Annotated in this window: 12 protein-coding genes; 5 read left to right on the top strand and 7 right to left on the bottom strand. The window is 62.0% G+C overall.

Annotated features, from left to right (window positions below; genetic code table 11):
- Positions 1-19: 19 nt before the first annotated feature.
- Positions 20-1,555: a hypothetical protein gene (locus tag HHL26_RS17460; protein WP_087574469.1), complete on the bottom strand. Its 1,536-nt coding sequence runs from the start codon at positions 1,553-1,555 to the stop codon at positions 20-22.
- Positions 1,556-1,823: 268 nt separating this feature from the next.
- On the opposite strand from HHL26_RS17460, the gene HHL26_RS17465 reads away from it, so the two are divergent.
- Complete coding sequence (locus HHL26_RS17465; protein WP_169576276.1) at positions 1,824-4,892, top strand: Ig-like domain-containing protein; 3,069 nt, start codon at positions 1,824-1,826, stop codon at positions 4,890-4,892.
- Positions 4,893-4,924: 32 nt separating this feature from the next.
- Here HHL26_RS17465 and HHL26_RS17470 read toward each other — a convergent pair whose 3' ends face one another.
- Positions 4,925-5,971, bottom strand: coding sequence for a hypothetical protein (locus HHL26_RS17470; RefSeq protein ID WP_169576278.1), 1,047 nt, complete (start codon positions 5,969-5,971; stop codon positions 4,925-4,927).
- Between the two features lie 1,905 nt (positions 5,972-7,876).
- Between HHL26_RS17470 and HHL26_RS17475 the strand changes: the two genes are divergently transcribed.
- Positions 7,877-9,901 carry an elongation factor G gene (locus HHL26_RS17475; protein WP_169576279.1) on the top strand — a complete coding sequence of 675 codons (2,025 nt, stop codon included), beginning with the start codon at positions 7,877-7,879 and terminating at the stop codon, positions 9,899-9,901.
- 25 nt (positions 9,902-9,926) lie between these two features.
- Here HHL26_RS17475 and HHL26_RS17480 read toward each other — a convergent pair whose 3' ends face one another.
- Complete coding sequence (locus HHL26_RS17480) at positions 9,927-10,346, bottom strand: hypothetical protein (RefSeq protein WP_169576280.1); 420 nt, start codon at positions 10,344-10,346, stop codon at positions 9,927-9,929.
- A 105-nt stretch (positions 10,347-10,451) separates the two neighbouring features.
- The gene (locus HHL26_RS17485; protein WP_066563708.1) at positions 10,452-10,814 is read right to left on the bottom strand and encodes a hypothetical protein; all 363 of its coding nucleotides are present in this window, start codon (positions 10,812-10,814) and stop codon (positions 10,452-10,454) included.
- 114 nt (positions 10,815-10,928) lie between these two features.
- Between HHL26_RS17485 and HHL26_RS17490 the strand changes: the two genes are divergently transcribed.
- From HHL26_RS17490 to fixJ, 3 genes are read left to right on the top strand one after another with little or no spacing between them, the layout of a single operon-like run.
- Positions 10,929-11,744 carry a universal stress protein gene (locus tag HHL26_RS17490; RefSeq protein WP_169576281.1) on the top strand — a complete coding sequence of 272 codons (816 nt, stop codon included), beginning with the start codon at positions 10,929-10,931 and terminating at the stop codon, positions 11,742-11,744.
- Positions 11,745-11,764: 20 nt separating this feature from the next.
- A complete protein-coding gene (locus HHL26_RS17495) occupies positions 11,765-12,952 on the top strand; it encodes a PAS domain-containing sensor histidine kinase (protein WP_169576282.1) in 1,188 nt (395 codons plus the stop codon).
- A 3-nt stretch (positions 12,953-12,955) separates the two neighbouring features.
- Positions 12,956-13,579 (top strand): response regulator FixJ, encoded by a 624-nt coding sequence (gene fixJ, locus HHL26_RS17500; RefSeq protein ID WP_087574462.1) that lies wholly within the window; start codon positions 12,956-12,958, stop codon positions 13,577-13,579.
- 179 nt (positions 13,580-13,758) lie between these two features.
- Here fixJ and HHL26_RS17505 read toward each other — a convergent pair whose 3' ends face one another.
- The 3 genes from HHL26_RS17505 to HHL26_RS17515 form a co-directional block, all read right to left on the bottom strand.
- Positions 13,759-14,553 carry a DUF2182 domain-containing protein gene (locus tag HHL26_RS17505; RefSeq protein WP_206377509.1) on the bottom strand — a complete coding sequence of 265 codons (795 nt, stop codon included), beginning with the start codon at positions 14,551-14,553 and terminating at the stop codon, positions 13,759-13,761.
- Positions 14,553-15,185, bottom strand: a complete 633-nt coding sequence (locus HHL26_RS17510; protein ID WP_169576283.1) for a DUF1326 domain-containing protein — start codon at positions 15,183-15,185, stop codon at positions 14,553-14,555. The genes HHL26_RS17505 and HHL26_RS17510 overlap by 1 nt, the downstream gene beginning before the upstream one ends.
- A 78-nt stretch (positions 15,186-15,263) precedes the next feature.
- Positions 15,264-15,863 carry a TetR/AcrR family transcriptional regulator gene (locus HHL26_RS17515; RefSeq protein WP_087574353.1) on the bottom strand — a complete coding sequence of 200 codons (600 nt, stop codon included), beginning with the start codon at positions 15,861-15,863 and terminating at the stop codon, positions 15,264-15,266.
- Positions 15,864-15,869: the final 6 nt, after the last annotated feature.

Below are 15,869 nucleotides of genomic sequence, written 5' to 3' on the forward strand. Positions count from 1 at the left end.
GAACTAGCTCGGCATTCTCTCAAACCGATTGCCACACGCATGTAACTGCTTTCCGCATGGTTTCTTCGAGGTCACCGTCGGTGTCGATCGAGCAAAGGATAGACTTTGCAAACTCGGCTTCGCTTTCGAGTGTCCACCGGCGAAGGACGGCGTTCGGATCTGGTCCTCCGGGCTTGCGTCGCGCCAGATCGCGCTTGAGCGCCGTCGCGATCGGCGCACTCAGCTTAAGAACGAGTCTGGGTTTCGGGAGGCGTCGATAGATTGAGCGTTCCCGCTCCATCAGCCAGCGCTGAAACGGAGAACCCGCCTGTGTGATGGCAAGATCGTCGAAGGCGCTGCCATCGAGGCCCGTCGCATTGGTTGCCGGGCACCGATCCGAGATCACGATCGTTCCCGATGACATCGCCCGCATGCTGCGGGTCAGAAGTCGGCGGCGATCATAGGCGACAAGCAACTTGCCGACGACGAAGAAGGTGGAATATCGTCGTTCAGCACGTCGCTCCGGCTTTTCATACTCGCTGAGGCGTTCATTCGGCAGCGCCTTGCGAACAGCCGGCACAAACAGTCTGGGCAGGAATGACAGCCAGGTCGCCGGTGGCTTGCCGAGGTGAATCGTCTTCACGTCGAGATTCTTTCCCAGCGTCTCAGCCACGAGTTTGGCTAGCGTGGATTTCCCGGTTCCTTTTGGCCCGACCAGCGCGATCCACGCACCTCCCGTCAGCAACGACAGATTGCGTCTGGAACGAAAGCGCATGGCGAAATGCTTGCCGACCCGCATGATCCGCGAAAATCCGGCAGCGGCATGGCCGAGCCGTCTGTGATATCTCAGCGCCCAGGCCACCCGCATTCCCATTGCCACCCGCAAGGGGATCGACCCCTTCGCTATGCAATCAATCATTTGCCGAATGGGAATCTGGACCGATGGGAACCAATCCTCGCAAAGAGCCGCCGCCTCGTTGATGTCGCTCCTTTGCAGGAGCCATGACAACTCGTCCCTGCATTCGTCATAATGGGCATTCACCTTGACGATCTCGACGATGCTGTTGTGCTTGAGCAGCATCCTGAGCAGGAACAGCACCAGTTCCGACGCGGGGTCGGGGATATGTACCCCCATCAACGGGGCGGTCCGTGCCAGGAGATCCTCCTCGACGGGAAATCTGAATGACTTCACGAAGCTGTCGCCGCTCACCAACTGATGATAGGCATGCAGATCCAGCAGTCGGCCGACGTCCGGATCCCAGGCCAAGGCATGAAAAACGCCGGCATGGCCAGCGCCCATGCGGGAAACGGCAAGCTTGAACCCGCACTCATTGATGATGCGCTGAAAGGCGTCCGCATCGGAAGGATGGACCAGAAGGTCGATATCCTCACGCCCGCACAGTGTCTTATCCAGTCGTATATTGCTCTTCCAATGGCAGTAACGGATGCCCTGGCGCTCCAATTCAGCGAACAGCATCAGCTCGATCGAACTGGGTCGCAGGTCGCTTCCGTCCTTGCTGGTTATCGGCGCTAATGGAACGGTTGTGCCAGGAGCGACCAGACTTTCGGCTGGCATAGGATCGCTGGAGGAATAACCGTCATGCCCCACCGCATAAACCTCCCATGCCGCTCCGCGCGAAGACCCCGCGCTGATCGACCTGCATCTTACTCCATGAACGACACTACGCCAGTCCTCATCAAGCGGCTTGGTGGTCTAAAACGGTCTACACCCATGGGCTATTTGACTTGACTGGCCGCAGATTGGATTCTGGCCTTTACAGCGGTTCGAAAACCCCAGGATTGCCCACGCCAGGCCGAATACCGGAAAGGGACGGAGCGACACCATGGCGACTTTCAAATTACACAGCGACACCGCTACCGTCCTTGAGAATGGCAGCAAGACCGGCAATGTTCTTCTGAACGATAGCCTTGCCAATCAGGTCACGCAGATCAAGGCTGGCAGCGGCAGCTTCATGCCAGTTCCTATCGAAGGCGTGACAATTCAGGGAATCTACGGGTTCCTCACCATCATGTCTGACGGCAGCTATTCCTATACCGCATCGACCGACGCGGCAGAACGACTCAAAGCGGGCTCGACCGCCAGCGATACCTTCACCTACGCTGCCGTGGGCGGCGGTTCCGGCACCTCCACTCTGAAATTCACCGTGACGGGCGTCAACGATGCGCCTGTATTGACTTCGACCTCCGCGTCCCTGAACACGATCACGGAGGATCAGACCACCAATAGCGGTCATTCGGTATCGTCTTTTCTGAGTTCGACCGATATCGATTCCAGCGCTCTGCGCGGGATTGCGATCACGGACCTCGCATCCGGCAATGGCCAGTGGCAGTATTCGACCGATAGCCGCGCGACCTGGTCCAACATAGGCGCGGTCAACGATGGCTCCGCACTGCTGCTGCGGTCATCGGACTATATCCGCTTTGTCCCGAATGGCGCCAACGGCACGACGGCGAACTTCACCTATCATGCCTGGGACCAGACGAGCGGATCGGCGGGCGCCAAGGTCGACGCGTCAACCACTGGCGGCCAAGCCGCCTTCTCCACCGGCTCCGCAATAGCCTCCATTACCGTCACCAACGTCAACGACGCGCCGGTCGCCCAGCCCTCCAGCGCGTCGGGCATAGAAGATGGCCCGCCGATCACCGGGCAGGTGACCGCCACCGACGTCGACAGCACCACGCTGACTTACGCGCTTGTCGCGAATTCCGCGGTCGGCGGATCGGTGACGGTCGATGCGGCGACCGGCGACTACAGCTTCACCCCCGCCGCCAACTTCAACGGCGCGGCTTCCTTCAAATTCACCGCCAGCGATGGGAGCCTGACCTCCACCGCGGCCACGGTCACAATCGCCATCGCTTCGGTCAATGACGGACCGCCCGTCGCCAACACCGACAATGCGGGCACTTATGCAGACACGCCGGTCCTGATCGACGTCCTTGCGAACGATACGGACATCGATGGCGATGCCCTGTCCATTTCGGCCCTGGGCACCGCCGGTCATGGAAGCGTTCAGATCCAGAGCGGGAAGGTTCTTTATACACCCGCAACGAGCTATACCGGCAGCGACGCATTCACCTACACCGTTACGGATGGTGCTGGCGGCTTCACTCAGGGGAATGTGAACGTTACCGTTGCTCCAATTCAGTCGGATGCTCCCATCGCCGTCAGCGTCACCTTCAGCCAGGGCGCCAACGGATACAGTGATGCCATCGATACGATGCTGAGACAGAACAGGGCATCGATCCCCTTCGCCGACGCGTCTTTTTTCCGATCGATCCTGGAATCGGGAAAGGAATCGCAGCCGCTGCTGAAGTTCGGCAATGTGTTCGGCTCCGGGTCGGGTCAGATTCCGATTGGGGCGACGATCCTGTCTGCGTCTCTCACCCTGGAGGTCACTGACGGGTCCGCCTCCGGCGGTTCGATCAATCGCATGCTGGTCGGATGGAGTTCCACATCGACCTGGAACAGCCTGGGCAGCGGCGTGCAGATCAATGGAATCGAGGCGACGTCCACCGGTATCAACGTCGGGTCGATTTCGAAGGGCAGCCACGCGTTCGACGTAACGGAAAGCCTCGCCGCCTGGAATGCCGCGGCTTCGACTTCCGCCGGGCAAAATGCGGCGAACTTCGGCTGGGTATTCAAACCAACGAACATCGACAGTTGGGACTTCAATTCGGCGCAAGGCGCCGTGAAGCCGGTGCTGTCCGTCACCTACACGCAGGCCGGGGTTTCCCTCGCCTCCCTGCCGAACGTTTCGATCGGGGCAGTCGCTACCGCGCATGAGAATGACGGCAAAATCACCTTCAGCCTGTCCCTCAGCCAGGCCTCGACACATGATGTCACGGTCAACCTCGGCACCAGCGATTTCACGGCGAAATCGGGGGCTGACTATGGTGCCACGTCCAGTTCCATAACCTTCAGCCCGGGGGAGCTGACAAAGACGTTCGATGTCAATCTCCTGAACGATGGCAGCGCCGAAAGGCTGGAATTCTTCAACGTCCAGATCAACTCGGCGACCAACGCCCAGATCGACAAGGCCATCGCCGTTGGCAAGATCACCGATGACGATGTCATTGTTCCGCCCATGCCGGCCATCAATGCCAGCGTAGTCGCCGTGCACAATATTTCAGATGCCACCAAATATGATGGCGGTCCCGGTTACGGGATCAGCGATCCATCGGGCATTGCCTATATTCCAAGCATGGGCAAGCTCCTGATCGCGGACTCAGAGCATGACGAGAGCCCCTTTTACAGCAACATCAACCTGTTCTCCCTACAACTCGACGGGTCCTATGCAGGCAACTACAGCCTCACTTCCTTCTCGAGCGAGCCTACCGGCCTCGCTTACAACCCGAACAACGGCTATCTGTATATCCCGGACGACGACCAACAGGAGGTGTTCTGGGTCTCGCCTTCAAATCCGTCGGTCAAGCTCGGCTCCTTCGATACAGGCTATCTCGGCCTTCTCGACACGGAAGACATTAAGGTCGATCCGGTGACCGGGCATATCCACATGCTCGACGGCGTATTGAAGCAGATGATCGAACTTACCGACAGGGGGGTGTTCGTGAATTCGGTTTCGCTCCCATCAGTGATGAAGGATGCGGAGGCGCTCGCCTATGATCCCACGCATGATGTATATTTCGTCGCATCGGGAGCCTCATCCAAGATCTGGGCCATCGATCCGCAGGCCAACATACTGGGGACCATAGACGTGCTGTCTTCCTATAGCCCCACCACCAAGATCAAGGGCATGGAACTGGCGCCCAGCAGCGACCCGAACGATGGCAACGCCTTGAGCCTGTATGTGGCCGACTATGGTGCCGACCAGCAGAATGACGGCCGATTGTTCGAGATCCACCTGGGCAATGACTGGTTGTTCAATTGGTAAATCAGGCGAGGATCAGCCAGTATCGGCAGCGATCAGTTTGTAAAGCCTCCCCAACTGCTCGGAACGCATGCATCGGGGTTCGAGCGCGGATCGGTTGGCAGCCGGGTGAGCTTCGGGTGGCAATTGATCCAGTTGCTCTTCGCGCGGGTCCAAGCGTCTCTCGCGGCCTGTCCTCTGAGCAGGCGGAAGCTGGACGGCGGGAGTGGGACGAAATCGGGGATCGGCGCATCCGACAGCCACAGAAACAGGTTGTTGGATGAGCCGCTCAGCTTCGACCAACTGGTCGCCCAGAATTGCGGGTAGGAACTGCCACCGGCATAATCCACCGCGACAACGGAATTTGTCACCCAAAAGCGCGGCGCGCGCTGATCGCTCTTGGCCAACGCGCCGAACCGCCGCCCTTCCTTGTAGGAATATTCCTGCAGGCGAAGCAGAACTCCCGACAGCGTCACCATCTGGTTGCTCGCATCGCCCATGTCGCTGTCTTTTCGCGGCTTGACGCTGATGCCCTGGAACGCGCCGTCGATCAGGGTGTCGCGGATGGTCATGGTCTGTAGAAAGTCGTTCTCGACCGCATCGTCGCGTGCATTGCTGATCCAGCTGTTTTCGATCAGCAGCCCAGGGGAGCCACGGCTGGCGCGGACCGCATCCCACGCGCCGGTGATCCGTACTCCGTCGACGACGCCGTTGGGGGCTCCCTCAAACGTGATCACCGAGCTGTTGCAGTAGGTGACCCGCCATTCCGACGATTGCGGCACACGGCTCAGAAACAGGCCTCCGATGATTGCGGTTCGATCTTGCTGCTCTATCAGCAGGGGATAGCGGTTGACCGGCAAAATCCCCTGGTCGCAATCCTGATCGGCGGTCGGCTTCGGGTTGCGGCTATTGGCGACCGTGAAGGTGGCTCGCCGGGCATCGAGAGCGCTGCCGCTCACCCCAGCCGGTGGCGTGAATTTCAACCGCTCAAGTGGTTGCTGGCCACGGAGATTGACGATCCGCCTTGCCGTCTGGAGAGCCCCGTATGTGTCGTCGCGGTAGCCGGGCATCTTGCTCATCGAGGCAGGAACCAGCGCGGCCATTCCCCCCGCAACCGTCAACGTTGCCACAGCGCAAAAGAGGCGACCTTTTCCGAGCCGAAAAATGGGCTTTGACCGCACAAGCGCCCCTTTCCCCAAAGTGGTCGATCAAGGCGCATCATGCGCCCGCTGAAACTCTTTGACCAGCAGCAATCTGGAACAGGGCGCGCGCAAAAATCGCATGTCGGGCAACCGTTAATAGACGCTGTGAGACCTGATGCACCGCGCGTTACGGAAAGGCAGCGAGTTGGGGTAACGATGGACGTCGGTCGCACGGCCCTCGTGCGGGGTTAGTAACCTCCCGGTAGATGGTTGAACGGCATCACCGGCTTGGTTCAACTTAGTCTCATGGCCCGTTTCTTTCTTTATCTGATCAAGGGTAAATTCATTCCGCGCTGAACATTTGCAACTTGCATCAGGAAGTTTGCGTTACGCGCGACCCTGCTTCCTTTCACCTACACGGCTCCGAATTGTTTGAAATGCAGGCGGGGGAAGACCTCGGTCCGCGCAGGCCAGCTTTATTCGGCGTGTGAGCTGAGAAAATTTCGGCTTTGGACGTGTTGAAAAGAACCGCTCAATTTCTGACGTGACTACGGCTTCCACATCGGGGTTTAGCCGATGGCGGCCTTTAGGAAATCCGGTGGGTCTGCCCAGCAGCGAACTGGTGATTGGATTTGCCCGATAGCGGGTTACCAGCTTGAACACCCAAGCCCGGCTAATGCCTAATCGATTGGAGGCCTCCGTGACTGCTGCTCGATTGAGCTTCGGCAGCTCGGAAAGTGCGCGGATCACCGGCTCGCGCTCGCAAGCAATCCGCCAGGACTGGTCATCTGCTCGTAGACAAGGCGTATCCGCACTTACCATTTTTCCATCCCCGCATTGGCAGAGACTCGTGTCGCCGGGTCCACTTATATTCTACCAGATTGGGTCGTCAGAGGCTACGATCCAGTGATATTCAGATCATCCAAAGTCAGGACGATCAATGGCTTTCCAGTTCATGAGTTTATTGGAAATGACAATTTGGGGTTCAGAGCGGGAAATAGCTTATCGTAACTCTGGATTCGACCTCGTCGACCTGATCAGGCTCTTGCCCAGGACCGCGTAGGTCATCATACTGGTGTTGCACAACGGGCCACCAACTTCCTCAAATATAACGCATCCTCGGTCTCAAGTGGCGCTCTGCCCTGTCCCACTCGCCATTCGAGAAGCGGGCGTCCTGGTTCGCGCTCGATTGGGCTGAGGGGCGCGCGCCCGAACCCTCCAACCGCTTCAGCTTCTGCAACTGCCCCACCACCGCCAAATAGGGTAGACCAGCAACGACAGCTTCCGGTTCAAAAACAGCTCGGTCCAACTAAAGGAGAAAACTATCTTGACCCACCAATGACATTCGAAACATAACCATCAGGCAGGAAACTTCTCGTTGAAAGGCCCGAGTCAGTTTTCGAGGCAATCAACACGGATGCCTTTTAGCAGCCAGTGAACCGGCGAGATCTTCAGTGAACCAGATATACGGATCTTTGCTTCCTCTGCTATTGACTGCCATCGCGCTCCTTTGGATCGCAGGCATAGCGTGGTTCTGGCACCTTCAGTCAAAATCGAGAGGCATGGTCACGGTCACAATTTTCGACAGGCTGCTGACGATCGTCTGGCTGCCAGCATATCTGAGCACGCTTCTATTTCTTTCAGTCGCATATATTTGGGACCGCTATATCAAGGCGAGATGATTTTATGGCAGATGGCCTCATAGAGAGACCGCCATATTTCCTTCTCCATCAGGATCGTCATCTGTCGCCCATAATATGCGACTGACGATCTCGCCCTTGCGTTCCGATCGATATCGCGCGAACATCCCCCCTTCCCAACGACCGCCTTCGCCAAGAAAGACGGGTGGATTGGAGGAGAGCCAGGATGAGCGTCTGTTGTACACGGGCCATCGCGCTCGTCGGCCCCGCCGGAGGGGGCAAGACCAGCCTTGCGGAAGCGATGCTGTTCATAACCGGGGCAATCCCGCGCCAGGGATCGGTACAGGCGGGAAACAGCGTGGGCGACGCCAGCCCGGAAGCCCGAGAGCGCGGCAGTTCGACCGAGCTCAACCTGATGCATTTCGAATGGATAGGCGACCGTTTCGCGTTGATCGACGTGCCGGGCGCGCCGGGTTTCGCGGCGGACGGGGCGATCGCGCTCGACATGGCCGACCTTGCCATCGTGGTGATCGATCCCGATCCGGAGCGGGCCGCCCTCGCCCAGCCGGTGCTGCGCAGGCTGGAGCGGTCGGGCATCCCGCACGCGCTGTTCGTCAACAAGATCGATCAGGCGCGGGGCAGCATCGAGGACCTGCTCACCGCGCTCGCGCCGATGAGCGCCGCCGCTTTGGTGGCGCGCCAGATCCCGATCCGCGCCGGGGAGCGAGTCGCGGGCTTCGTCGACCTCGCGCTGGAGCGGGCCTATCATTATGAGGTGGGCAAGAAATCCCAGCAGGTCGCGCTCGCCCCGCATGTGAAGGATGATGAAAGCGCGGCGCGCTTCCACATGCTGGAGCAACTGGCCGACCATGACGACCTGTTGTTGGAACAGTTGCTGTCCGACGAGCAGCCCAGCCTGGATACTGTCTTTGCCGATCTGGCGCGGGAGACCGCGAGCGGGCTGATCGTGCCGGTGCTGTTCGGTTCGGCGTCGAACGGCTTTGGCATCCGGCGGCTGCTGAAGATGCTGCGCCATGACACGCCGATGGCGGCGCAGACGGCGGAGCGGCTCGCGATCCGGGGGGAAGCGGCGCAACTTTTCAAGATTTCTCATGCCGCGACGGTGGGACGGCTTGCGCTGGCCCGTATCTTCGGCGGTCCGCTGGCCGACGGGGCGGAGATGGTCGACGGCGACGGGCGGCCGTTGCGGCCCGGCGGGCTGTTCGCGATCCAGGGCGCGGCCACGACGAAAATCCCCTCCGCGGAGACGGGCGCGATCGTCGGCATCGCGAAGATCGAGGGCGTCCAGGCGGGCGATGCGATCGGCATGGCGGGGACTGTCCCGTCGACAGGCCTTGAGGTGGAAAAAGCGGCGGCCAATTGCGCGCTGGCGATCGCGGCCAAGGACCATAAGGACGAGGTCCGGCTTTCCACCGCGCTCAACCGGCTGGCCGAAGAGGATGCCGGTCTGCATTGGGATCAGAACGAAGGGTCGCGCGAAACCCTGCTCCACGGCATGAGCGAGGACCACCTCGCCGTCGCGCTGGACCGGCTGAAGCGGCGCTATGGCGTTGCCGTGTCAGTCCACGCGCCGACCATCGCCTACCGGGAATCGATCCGCAAGGCGGTCACGCAGCGTGGGCGGCACAAGAAACAGTCGGGTGGCCACGGCCAGTTCGGGGATGTGGTGCTGGAAGTCCGTCCGCTCGAACGCGGAGAGGGCATAAGGTTCGAGGAACGGATCACCGGCGGCGCGGTGCCCAAGCAATATATTCCGGCGGTCGAAAAAGGCGTGATGGATGCCGTGGCGAAGGGTCCGCTCGGCTTCGCAGTGGTCGATGTCACCGCCGCGCTGGTGGACGGCTCATTCCACAGCGTCGACAGTTCGGAACTGGCCTTTCGCACCGCCGGGCGCATGGCCATGTCGGACGCGCTGGCAGCGGCATCACCCTATCTGCTGGAGCCCATCGCCCATGTGACGATCATGAGCCCAAGCGCCGCGACATCACGCATTACCTCCGCCGTGGCGAGCCACCGGGGCCAGATGCTGCGCATGACGGCGCTGGACGGCTGGTTCCACTGGGATGTGCTGGAAGTCCTTTTGCCCGAGGCGGGCTTGCAGGGGCTGGAAGCGGAAATCCGGTCGATGAGCCAGGGCATGGCGCATTATGAAGCGCATTTCGATCATCTGGCGGAGGTCAACGCGAAGCTGGCGGACAGCATCGTGCACCGGGCGAGGGAACCGGCTTAGGGCAAGACGCCCGGCTGCAAATGTCTTAGGGATTCTTCTTGGACTGGCCGAAATTGCTGCCGCTTTGTCCCGGATTCGTGCCGGACTGGCCAGGCGGGGCGCTACCGCTGGCGGAATTGGAACCCGACTGGCCGGGCGTCGTCCCGTTCTGGCCGGGCGCACTGCCTGAATTGCCGGGTGGAGTGGAGGAGGAGGAGCTTCCCGCGCCCGACGTGGCGGAGGATGCGCCTGTCGAGGAAGAGCTTCCATCGGCGCCCGATGCTCCGGCATAGCGCGCGATAAGCGCCGCGCTGTCATCCAGGGCGCCGGTGATCGATTGCCCCAGAGTCCAAGACGCCATCGCCACCGAACCGGCCAGCAAGCCAAGCAGCAACGCATATTCCGCCGCAGACGCGCCGGAACAATCAGCCGCCATTCTTGCAATCAGCCCCTTGATCTGCGGCATTATTCCCCCCTGCCCCATTTCAGTTGCAGGATGCGCCTTTTTGCGAATGATGTAAAATCGATTAACCCTGATGAAGCCATTCCGCCGCGGTGAAGGCGGATGCGATCAGGCCGGGTTCAGCCCCTTCACGACGAAGGGCAGGCATTCCCCATCCGGATCGGTCAGCGTCAGATAGGCGCCCGGCTGGATGGTGTGCGCGTCCAGCCGGTAGATTTTCTCGTCATCCGCCTCCCCCGGCTCATAGGACAGCGCCCAGCCGTGCCGGGTGTGCAGCAATGTGCCGTGCCGGTCCGGCTCGTTAGGCCAGAAACGGCGGGCGGTCGCCAGTTCGGGATGGATGCGATATTCCTTTTCATCGATCAGGCCGCCGCTGCCCAGCGGCAGGCGCAGCACATAGCTTCGCGCCGCCGATCCGTTGGGAAAGGCCGGCGTCCGGGCAAGTTCGAGGCGTATGGTCGTCCAGCTCATGACCATTGCAATCGGATTCCGCCGCGAAAAGAGATATAAGGATTATTCCTGATGGCGACCGCGCCGAGGCAGTCCTAGCCAGATAGGGAAGAGACGCTTGCCGGGAGACAGACAATGAAATCGGTCCTGCTGCACATTCATGAAGATCATGGCGCGGAAAGCCGCTTGCAGGCGGCCTGCGATCTGGCCCGTGCATCGGGCGCGCATATCCATTGCGTGCAGGTGACGGCCGTGCCTGATTTCGTCGCGGCGGACATGTATGGCGGCGCATCCATGGCCCCGGCGATGATGGCCGAACTCTACGACATCGACGAAAAGGCCCGGACACGCATAGAGGACCGGCTGCGCCGGGAGGATGTGAGTTGGGACTGGCGCCATGTGGAGGGCGATGTCGTCCATGGCCTGCTGTCCGCCGCGACGCTGACCGACGGCATGATCGTCACCCTGCCGGCTGGCCCGCGCAAGGAATTTGCCGATCCGCTGCACCTGGCCGCCGATCTGGCGCTGGCCGGGCGGGTTCCGGTGATCGCCGTGCCGCAGGAGGCGAAGTCCTTTCCGGTCACGGGCCGCGCAGTCGTGGCATGGGAGGGTTCGCAGGAAGCCTCCGCCGCGCTGCGCCTGTCCGTGCCGCTGCTGAAACTGGCGGAGGAAGTGCATGTCGTGACGGTCGAGGAAGCGGGCAAATATCCCTTCCCGGCGACCGACGCGCCGGAATATCTGGCCCGCCACGGCATCAAATGCCAGTTCCACACATGGCCGCAGGACGGCCGCACCGTCGAAGCGGCGCTGAAGGCTGCCATCGGCGTGCTGAAGCCGGACTGGATGGTGATGGGCGCCTTCGGCCATAGCCGCCTGAGGGAAATGGTGTTCGGCGGCGTGACCCGCGCCCTGCTGCGCGAAGTGCATGTTCCGCTCTTGCTGGCGCACTGAAGCCACGGCATGGTAGGGGCATGGCGGTAGCGGACGACGAAACCGATGGATTGACGCAGCGCGAGCATAGTCTGGAACAGGCTCTGCTCGGCTCCATCCTGGCGACCGTGCCGGACGCGCTGATCGTCATCGACATGCGCGGGCAGATCGTGTCGTTCAGCGCGGCGGCGCAGCGCATGTTCCAATATGCCGAAAGCGACGTGCTGGGCGAGAATATCTCGATGCTGATGCCCTCCCCCGACCGGGAAAGGCATGACGGCTATATCCATCATTATCTGTCGACCGGGGAAAAGCGGATCATCGGCGTCGGCCGCCTGACCAGCGCGCGGCGGCGGGACGGGTCGACCTTTCCCATCGAACTGTCGGTGGGCGAGGTGCAGGATCAGGGGCGGCGGCTGTTCACCGGCTTCATCCGCGACCTCACCGAAAGCCAGCAGGCCGAGCGGCGGGTGGCCGATTTGCAGGCGGAGCTGGCCCATGTCGGCCGGGTGACGGCGATGGGAACGCTGGCCTCCGCGCTGGCGCATGAACTCAACCAGCCCCTGACGGCCATCGCCAATTATCTGGAGGCGGGGCGCGACATGCTCGACGCCGAGGGGCCGGTTGACCGGGAATTGCTGCGCGAGGCGATGGCGGAAAGCGCGAACCAGGCGCTGCGCGCGGGCGAGATCATCCGGTCCCTGCGCGAGTTCATCAAGCGCGGCGAAACCATGCGTCAGCCCGAACCCCTGCGCGTGCTGCTGGCGGAAGGGGCGGCGCTGGCCTTCATCGGCGTCGACAGCCGGGGGCTGGACATGGACATCAGTGTCGATCCGCGTGTCGACAAGGTGCTGGTCAACCGGGTGCAGTTGCAGCAGGTCATCATCAACCTCACCAAGAACGCCGTGGAGGCGATGGCCGACAGCCCGGCGCGCATCCTGCGCCTGTCCGCCATCCCGGCCCCCTCCCCAACCGACGCCGGCCGGGTGGAGGTGATCATCGCGGACAGCGGGCCGGGGTTGGCGCCGGAAATGTCGCGCACGCTCTTCACCCCCTTCACCACCACCAAGGCGTCCGGCATGGGCGTCGGCCTCTCGATCAGCCAGACCATCATCGAAGGGCATGGCGGGCGCATCTGGGCTGCGCCGTCGCAATGGGGCGGCACGGCCTTTCACTTCACCCTGGACGCGGTGGACGGCTCGCAAAATGCGGCCAGCAAGGAAGAATAGGGCATGAGCGAAGCATTCCCCATCTATGTCGTGGACGATGACGAGGCGATCCGGCGGTCGCTGTCCTTCATGCTGAAGACGAGCGGTTTCGCCGTGAAGCTGTTCGAGGGCGGCTTACCCTTTCTGAAGGAAGCCGCCGATCTGGAGCCGGGCTGCGTGCTGCTGGACGTGCGGATGCCCGACATAGACGGGCTGGCGGTGCAGCGCGAGCTGCGGGCGCGGGGCATCATGCTGCCGGTGGTCATCATGACTGGGCATGGCGACATCGACATGGCGGTGACGGCGATGAAGGCCGGGGCGAGCGACTTCATCGAAAAGCCGTTCGAAAAGGCGGCGCTGATGGGTTGCGTCGACGCGGCGCGGCAGGTGGCCGTGGCGGATCGCGGGGCGGGCGCGCGGGCCGACGATGCGCGGGCGCGGCTCAACATCCTGACCGAGCGGGAACGGGAAGTGCTGGACGGGCTGGTGGAAGGATTGCCCAACAAGACGATCGCCTATGATCTGGGCATCAGCCCGCGCACGGTGGAAATCCACCGCGCCAACCTGATGCAGAAGCTGGAGGTGAAGAGTCTGGCCGAAGCGTTGAGGATCGCCTTCCATGCGGGGATGGAAAAGGGCGAGGCGTGATGGGCAGACGGCTGGTTTTGGCCATTCCAAGACATTTTCGAAGTTCGTCATCCCCGCGAAGGCGGGGATCCATCTCCTGACCTAACCGCTTGATGCAACGCTGGGAGATGGATTCCCGCCTTCGCGGGAATGACAAAACAGGAAGCGTCCACTCTCCACCCCTTCCCGCAAATAAACCCTCACCCCACCAATATCGCCCACCCCCAGAGGATGCAGCCAAGCCCGGCCGCCACAGAAACCGCGCGACCCCAGGGCAGCAGCTTTTCCAGCGCGACGAGCAACGTCAGGAGCGCGATCCAGGCGAGGTTCATGACCCCGCCCGCGAACAGCAACGCCATCAGCATCCAGCAGCAACCCACGCACCAGGCGCCGTGGAGCATCCCCATGCGCAGCGCGCCGGTCCATCCCGGCCGGAAATGGCGGCTGAGGAATTGCGCGGGGCTACGACACTGGCGCAGGCAGGCGTCCTTCCACGGGCTGATCTGATAGACCCCCGCCGCGATCAGCAGCGCGGCGGCGAGCGGTCGGCTGGAGGTCGCCATCGCCATGGGGGAAAGCATCGCCGCTTTGGCCAGGCGCCATTGCGCCAGCGTGGCGATGAGGGAAAAGAAACCCCAGATAAGGAGATAGCCCAAGGTGAAGCTCTCCGTCGCGGGGCGCGCGGTGGCATGCACGGCGCGGGCGTAAAGCAGGATCGTCGGCGCGGCGGAGGGGAGCATCATCGCGACCATCATCACCCACCACATGGCGAGCGTCACGACGAACTGCGTCGCTGTCCACGGTCCATCGCCGGGTATCATCATCGCCAGCATCGGGTCTTCGGCAAGGCCCGAGGGCAGCAGCGAAACCGTCGGAGCCATGCCCATGCCCGCGCCTGAAAATAGCCAGCTCCATGCCAGCGCGATCAGCACCGCCAACGCGACAAGGGAAATCAAGCGGTGCCGGGCGAGCACCGCGCTCCATAACGGCACCATCAGCCCCTGACGACGCCGTGGCTGTCGAGATGGAGATAGGCGAACTGGCCGTAGCTGGATGCATGGTCGAGCTGCATCGGCGCGATCGATCGGCTCGCGCCGGAGCCGACCTCCGCCACCTCATATTCGAAACCTTCGGGCAGGCGAATCTGGGCGCGGATTTCCGATCCGTCCACCGGGCTGCGGATCGGTTCGCCGTCCATTTCCAGATGGCCGGTGATGCGCAGGCGGCCCTTGCGCCCTTCCACGTCGACCTCGAAGTCCACGGGGACGAAGCTTGGCTCGTGCATGGTCGTGATGGTGGAGGCGAAGACCGCGAAGACGGTCGCCATCGGCGCGGTGTCGCCGCCGGTCATGATCGTCAGCAGGGCGTTGCGCTGGGCTTCCGTCGCCCGTTCGTCGACGAAGGCGGCGCATTCGCCCTGCCCTTCATGAATGGGGCCGGGCCAGCGGAAGACGGCGGCGATGTTGAGGCCGGACAGGTCGGTATTGCCATGGCGGCCTTCATCGATGGCGAAACCGAAGGCGGCCTGGCAATGGCCCTTGTCGGGCAGGCCGCCGAACTGGCAGTTGCAGCCATATTCGCAGTTGCAATTGGCGAATTCCCGGCCCTTGAGCATCCAGTAGACCATGATGCGACTCCCCAGACAGCGGGGCGGACTATAGCAGATTCAGAAGGCTGCGTCGCGTTCCCCTATTGCCTCCATATGTTACATCTTTGCCCCGGCGGCCCTCAATGATTCCTTGACGCGGGCCGTCGCCATTTCGAGCGGGTCGGTCTCCCCCAAAAGGGCGAAGCTGCCGTTGAGCGCGAAGGTGCAGTGGCCGTGGACGGTCGCCACCAGCGAGCGGGCGAGGCGTGACGCGACGTCCCTTGTGTGCGGCGGCAGGACGGCGGCAACTTCGCGCACGACGACTTCGGTAAGGCCTGCGCGCTGGCGGGCATAATCCTCCGGCAGGGGGACGCCGGGCGGCAAGCGATGATCGTAGATCGCCATCCAGATATTCATATTGTCCTGGGCAAAGCTGAAATAGCCCTCCACCAGCGCGGCGATGCGGTCCGCCGGGTCGCTGGCGAGGCGTTGCTCCAGAAAGGCGGCCCAGAGGTCGAAGGTGCGCGTGTTGATGGCGGCGATCAGCCGGTCGTAGCTGCCGAAAACATTGTAGAGCGTGCCGACCGAATAGCCGATGCGCTTGGCCACTTCGCGCGAGGAGAATTTGGCGAAGCCGGTTTCGGCCATGTGGCGGTGTCCTTCCGCAAGGATCAGCGCCTCCAGTTCTTCGCGGCTATGGTCGGACCGTCTTCCCATGCCAGA

Origin of the sequence: Sphingobium sp. TB-6, from assembly GCF_012927365.1 — a bacterium.
In the GTDB taxonomy this organism is placed as follows: domain Bacteria; phylum Pseudomonadota; class Alphaproteobacteria; order Sphingomonadales; family Sphingomonadaceae; genus Sphingobium.

Bases quoted from the DNA above. Each gene is read 5' to 3' on its own strand.
- HHL26_RS17460 (WP_087574469.1), bottom strand. From the start codon at position 1,555: ATGCCAGCCGAAAGTCTGGTCGCTCCTGGCACAACCGTTCCATTAGCG.
- HHL26_RS17465 (WP_169576276.1), top strand. From the start codon at position 1,824: ATGGCGACTTTCAAATTACACAGCGACACCGCTACCGTCCTTGAGAAT.
- HHL26_RS17470 (WP_169576278.1), bottom strand. From the start codon at position 5,971: ATGGCCGCGCTGGTTCCTGCCTCGATGAGCAAGATGCCCGGCTACCGC.
- HHL26_RS17475 (WP_169576279.1), top strand. From the start codon at position 7,877: ATGAGCGTCTGTTGTACACGGGCCATCGCGCTCGTCGGCCCCGCCGGA.
- HHL26_RS17480 (WP_169576280.1), bottom strand. From the start codon at position 10,346: ATGCCGCAGATCAAGGGGCTGATTGCAAGAATGGCGGCTGATTGTTCC.
- HHL26_RS17485 (WP_066563708.1), bottom strand. From the start codon at position 10,814: ATGAGCTGGACGACCATACGCCTCGAACTTGCCCGGACGCCGGCCTTT.
- HHL26_RS17490 (WP_169576281.1), top strand. From the start codon at position 10,929: ATGAAATCGGTCCTGCTGCACATTCATGAAGATCATGGCGCGGAAAGC.
- HHL26_RS17495 (WP_169576282.1), top strand. From the start codon at position 11,765: ATGGCGGTAGCGGACGACGAAACCGATGGATTGACGCAGCGCGAGCAT.
- fixJ (WP_087574462.1), top strand. From the start codon at position 12,956: ATGAGCGAAGCATTCCCCATCTATGTCGTGGACGATGACGAGGCGATC.
- HHL26_RS17505 (WP_206377509.1), bottom strand. From the start codon at position 14,553: ATGGTGCCGTTATGGAGCGCGGTGCTCGCCCGGCACCGCTTGATTTCC.
- HHL26_RS17510 (WP_169576283.1), bottom strand. From the start codon at position 15,185: ATGGTCTACTGGATGCTCAAGGGCCGGGAATTCGCCAATTGCAACTGC.
- HHL26_RS17515 (WP_087574353.1), bottom strand. From the start codon at position 15,863: ATGGGAAGACGGTCCGACCATAGCCGCGAAGAACTGGAGGCGCTGATC.